Origin of the sequence: Polycladomyces subterraneus (genome assembly GCF_030433435.1) — a bacterium.
Taxonomy (GTDB): Bacteria; Bacillota; Bacilli; order Thermoactinomycetales; family JIR-001; genus Polycladomyces; species Polycladomyces subterraneus.
The window spans coordinates 11,760-12,357 of the sequence record NZ_JANRHH010000006.1 but is presented as its reverse complement, the minus strand read 5'-3'; the positions used below and the strand labels follow the sequence as shown (position 1 = coordinate 12,357).

At 57.9% G+C, this 598-nt stretch carries 2 protein-coding genes; both read right to left on the bottom strand.

Going from position 1 to position 598, the window contains the following annotated elements; genetic code table 11:
- A partial coding sequence (locus NWF35_RS16970; RefSeq protein WP_301237229.1) for an FAS1-like dehydratase domain-containing protein occupies nucleotides 1-279 on the bottom strand: 279 nt, incomplete at its 3' end.
- Nucleotides 280-295: 16 nt separating this feature from the next.
- On the bottom strand, nucleotides 296-598 hold a 303-nt coding region (locus NWF35_RS16965; RefSeq protein ID WP_301237228.1), incomplete at its 5' end, for an SDR family oxidoreductase.

Genomic DNA, 598 nt, shown 5'->3' with positions numbered 1-598 from the left:
CTCTTCCCCGACAAAGAGGGGACGACGGTAATGGAAGGTCTGATCGCCGTGGATCAGCCCGCTCTCCGGCAGACTCAAGCCCTCGATCCGGCCATAGTCAAAGGTCATGGGAAAGGTGGGCGGGGCAATCAACTGCCCCCAACGGCTATTTCGGGCTACTTCCTCGTCGAAATAGAGAGGATTCAAATCCTGAATCGCTTCAGCAAACCGTTTGACCGCCCCCCGTTCCACCCAGTTGGTCACCGACTCAGAACGCTTACCAATGAAGGGTTGCCACATAGGACCACCTCGCAGGTCAATTTTTGGGTCCTCCGGCTACATACAGCACTTGGCCGTTGACGAAGGATGCCCCTTCCGAGGCAAAGAAGAGACAAGCAGTGGCGATATCCTCCGGCTTTCCAACCCTTCCAACCGGAATCTCCTTCACCCACGCCTCCAGAAGCTTATCAAAATCCACCCCGATCCGGGCCGCCGTCGCTCGGGTCATCTCGGTATCGATAAAGCCGGGAGCGACGGCGTTGCAGGTGATGCCGAATTTCCCCAGCTCGATGGCCAAGGTCTTGGTGAAACCCTGCAAGCCCGCCTTGGCGGCAGCGTA